The 287-nt window shown below is 31.7% G+C and carries 1 protein-coding gene; it reads left to right on the top strand.

The features are described from left to right. Positions 1–92: 92 nt before the first annotated feature. Positions 93–287, top strand: a 195-nt coding sequence (locus NL42_RS15505) for a hypothetical protein (RefSeq protein WP_461313419.1), incomplete at its 3' end; no start/stop codon positions are given.

Below are 287 nucleotides of genomic sequence, written 5' to 3'. Positions count from 1 at the left end.
CAAAATAAAAAAAAGTTTTTCCCCTTTAAAAAATCTCATTAAAACCCTATTAATAAATAAGATGTAATGCCACGGATAGAAGGAGTTCTCACGTGAAAAAGGTTGTTAAAGCTAAAAATTTGATTGCGTTTCGTATTTGGTTAGAAAAGTTAGGGTATTCAGTTAAAAATCTTGCTGATGGGAAAGGTTTTACATTTAGTTTTAAAAAAGAATATGGTTTGGTAACCTGTGAGTTGTCTGGCAATTCATTAGCGATGCAATTAGGTGAAGAGTTTGAGGACCACTTA

The sequence above is a fragment of the Acinetobacter sp. GN11 genome (assembly GCF_054823985.1).
Note: the sequence above shows the minus strand (reverse complement) of the source record. Positions and strands in the feature narration are given on the sequence as shown.